This window comes from Mesorhizobium sp. M7A.F.Ca.CA.002.04.1.1 (assembly GCF_004022805.1).
Taxonomy (GTDB): domain Bacteria; phylum Pseudomonadota; class Alphaproteobacteria; order Rhizobiales; family Rhizobiaceae; genus Mesorhizobium; species Mesorhizobium ciceri.
Window position 1 is genome coordinate 1 of sequence record NZ_RZPL01000700.1, and the last position, 2,932, is coordinate 2,932.

Annotated in this window: 3 protein-coding genes and 2 pseudogenes; 1 reads left to right on the forward strand and 4 read right to left on the reverse strand. The window is 62.3% G+C overall.

Going from position 1 to position 2,932, the window contains the following annotated elements:
- From ENZ75_RS27015 to hemP, 4 genes and pseudogenes are all read right to left on the reverse strand, one after another.
- Nucleotides 1-210: pseudogene (locus ENZ75_RS27015) on the reverse strand (iron ABC transporter); the annotation flags it as partial.
- 11 nt (nt 211-221) lie between these two features.
- Complete coding sequence (locus tag ENZ75_RS27020; RefSeq protein ID WP_063168166.1) at nt 222-1,130, reverse strand: hemin ABC transporter substrate-binding protein; 909 nt, start codon at nt 1,128-1,130, stop codon at nt 222-224.
- 11 nt (nt 1,131-1,141) lie between these two features.
- Nucleotides 1,142-2,203: a hemin-degrading factor gene (locus tag ENZ75_RS27025; protein ID WP_063168167.1), complete on the reverse strand. Its 1,062-nt coding sequence runs from the start codon at nt 2,201-2,203 to the stop codon at nt 1,142-1,144.
- Between the two features lie 23 nt (nt 2,204-2,226).
- The gene (gene hemP, locus ENZ75_RS27030; RefSeq protein WP_063168168.1) at nt 2,227-2,433 is read right to left on the reverse strand and encodes a hemin uptake protein HemP; all 207 of its coding nucleotides are present in this window, start codon (nt 2,431-2,433) and stop codon (nt 2,227-2,229) included.
- Between the two features lie 198 nt (nt 2,434-2,631).
- Between hemP and ENZ75_RS27035 the strand changes: the two are divergent.
- Nucleotides 2,632-2,932, forward strand: a pseudogene (locus ENZ75_RS27035) (TonB-dependent receptor); the annotation flags it as partial.

Below are 2,932 nucleotides of genomic sequence, written 5' to 3' on the forward strand. Positions count from 1 at the left end.
GCTCAACGCGGCGTCGTCAGGCACTGCGCCGAACAGCCAGCCCCCGATGACGTTGGCGGCCGATGCGTCCGAAGCCCCCGATGTCAGCGACAGAAAAACGGCAGCCGCGAGCCCCAGGCACAGCAGAAGGATGACGATGCGGGCGCGGCCCGACCGGTCGCCTTCGGATACGCTTGCCATCACCGGGCCGGCGATCGATTGATCGACCATGATCTGCCTGCTCAGTCCGTGACCTGCCCGCCATAAAGCGAGACAGCGAGGTCGTGGATGGCATCAGCCGTGCGCGGCCCGAAGCCGAGCAGATAGGCGCCGTCGATGCGGATCAGCTTGTGCGCCGTTCCGGCCGGCGTGGAGGCGATCGACGGATTGACGAACAGTTCGTCGTCCGAAACCGGAGGCCCGGCATTGCTCATCATCAGGATCACGTCAGGCCTGGCGGTTATGATCGCCTCGTCGGACATCTGCTTGTAGCCGGAAAAGCCCTCGACCGCGTTGACGCCGCCGGCCAGCTTGACCATGCCGTCGGCGGCGGTCTCGCTGCCGGCCGCCAGAATCTTGCCACCCTGTATCGACAGCACGAACAGGATGCGCTTGCGCTCCTTGATCGAAGCCGTCTGCTTCTCGGCGGCCGTGAGCTTGGCATCGAGCTCCTTGGCCAGCACCTCGGCCTTGGCGTCGACGCCGAGCGCCTTGCCGACGATGCGGACCTTCTCGAGAATGCCTTCGTGGCTGTAGTGCTCGGGCACCTCGATGAACGGCACGCTCGTCTTCTTCAAGACATCGACTGCTTCCTTGGGGCCGCTGCCATGCAGCGCCAGGATGCCGGTCGGGTCGACCGACAGCACACCCTCCGGCGACAGCGCGCGCATATAGCCGACATCGGGCAGCTCAAGCGCCGCCTTTGGGAACCGGCTGGTGGAATCGCGTGCCACCAGATGCTTTTCCTGGCCGAGAGCATAGACGATCTCGGTGATCGAGCCGCCAATGGCCACGATCTTTGAAGGATCGGCAAACACGGCCGTGCCTTCCGCGGCGCTGGCGGGTTGCAGTGCGATAACAGCCATGGAGAGACCGATCACCGGCCCCAAAATAGATCCGCGCACAGCCGACAATCTTGGGAAAACACTCATAGCATTTTTTCTCAGGCTGCAGTCGGGCTTGGGATGCGCGGCAGGTTTTCCGCCAGGAAGCGCCAGTCGTCTCGCTCGCTTTCGCCTTCATGACGCTTGCCGAAGAACTGGATGATCATCTTGCCGTCGGCGTCATAGACCTCGAGCGAGGTGACATGACCGTCCTTGGTCGGCTTGCGCACGGCCCAGACCTCGTGGATGTGGTCGGTGCGCAGATGCAGGTGGAAGGTTTCGTCCAGCACGTTGATCCATGGTCCCATCGGCTTGATCGACTTGATCGGACCGGAATGGATCTGGATGCAGCCGCGGTTTCCCACAAAGCACATGATCGGCATCTCGCCCTCCGCGGCATGATGAAACATGGCCCGGACCGCCTCATTGTCGAGCTGCCAGGCATAGTCCTGCCCAACCAGGCGCACCGCCTGCCGGCGGCTTAGTTTCAGCGTCTTCAGCATACCAAAGAACTGGTGCACGTCGGTCAGCCGGCTCCAGCGGTCACGCAGATCGTCGAGATTGGCGGCCGCTTCGTCGCCATGGATCTCGTCATCGGGGAGTGGCCCCGAGATGTCGACCGTCGGTTCCTGGTTGGACGATTCGAGCGCGGCGACCAGCTTCTGATAGGCATAGAGGCTGGAGGCCGGCCGCAGATGCACCTTGTGCACGGCCTCGCCTGCCGCATCGAAGAACTGGAGGCTGCGGCGGATTTCGTCGCCGTCGCGCTTCTCGATGGCAAAGCCGTGCGCCCAGACCTTCGGGAAGATGCGCAAGTCGATGTTTTCGCCAAGCACCATGGCATTGTGGGTGCCGGTGACGACCTTGTCATAGACGCCGATCTTCTCGTGCACCGCGCTGTCATTGCGGGTCAGCGCCATGACCTCGCCGACGGCCTCGAGGCCGGTCAGAAGATCGTTGACGCGCGGCTCGATGCGGACGACGCCGTCGCCGCAATGCGCCGCGACCAGTTCGGCTTCCGAAATGCCGAGATGGGCAGCCAGATCACGCTCGCGCGTCTTCGGATTGTCTGTCCGTGCCCGCCGGATTTCATGCGGGGCGGGTTTTACGCGCTGATCCATGTCTCGGTCCCTGTTGCCTTGTCTTACTTGTTGAGAATGAGCTTGCCCTGGCGGGTGATTTTCAGCCGGTAGAGTGCACCGTGATGCTCGATGCCTATCTCGTGCTCGCCCTGGAACAGGGTGTTGCTGGAAAGGGTTCGTACCGCCAGCGGAACCCGGTCGAAATGGGGGGAGGCATCGTCGGGACGGCGGACGCGATAGCGAAAATCGTTGGGATTGTGGGTGTTCATCTGGATGGATCCCTTTCCTGTGCCGGGCGTCTGGCTAGGCGTTGCGTAATCCGATTCATTTCTTGACTTGAATAATCATGTTTACTAGTCAGTGCAATACCGGATTAAATGAGTCAACATTTAAGACGTCGGCGACGATCAAAAATGCCAGCCAGCCCCGGGCCAGCCAGCATGAAACCTGGACTTTGGAGTTGGGGCATGGGGTTTGTGACTTGGGAATGGCGCGGCCGGTCGGCGGCGAACGGCGCGGCGGCATTGCTGGCAAGCGTGGCGGCGATTGCCTTATCGGCGCAACTGGCCAACGCCCAGCAGGCGGCGCAGACGACAGATCAAACGAAGAAGGCTGAAGAGGAAAAGGCAGCACCAGCGGGAGCAACGCTGCTCGACAAGATCCTCGTCATCAGCCGCACCGGCGAGACGGCGATCGAATCGCTGGCATCGGCCAGCCATATCGGCCAGGAACAGCTCGACCGCCGCATGGCGACGACGCCCAATGAGA

What these genes read in the sequence shown, in the direction of transcription:
- hemP (WP_063168168.1), bottom strand. Translation starts at nt 2,433, where the DNA reads ATGAACACCCACAATCCCAACGATTTTCGCTATCGCGTCCGCCGTCCC.
- ENZ75_RS27025 (WP_063168167.1), bottom strand. Translation starts at nt 2,203, where the DNA reads ATGGATCAGCGCGTAAAACCCGCCCCGCATGAAATCCGGCGGGCACGG.
- ENZ75_RS27020 (WP_063168166.1), bottom strand. Translation starts at nt 1,130, where the DNA reads ATGAGTGTTTTCCCAAGATTGTCGGCTGTGCGCGGATCTATTTTGGGG.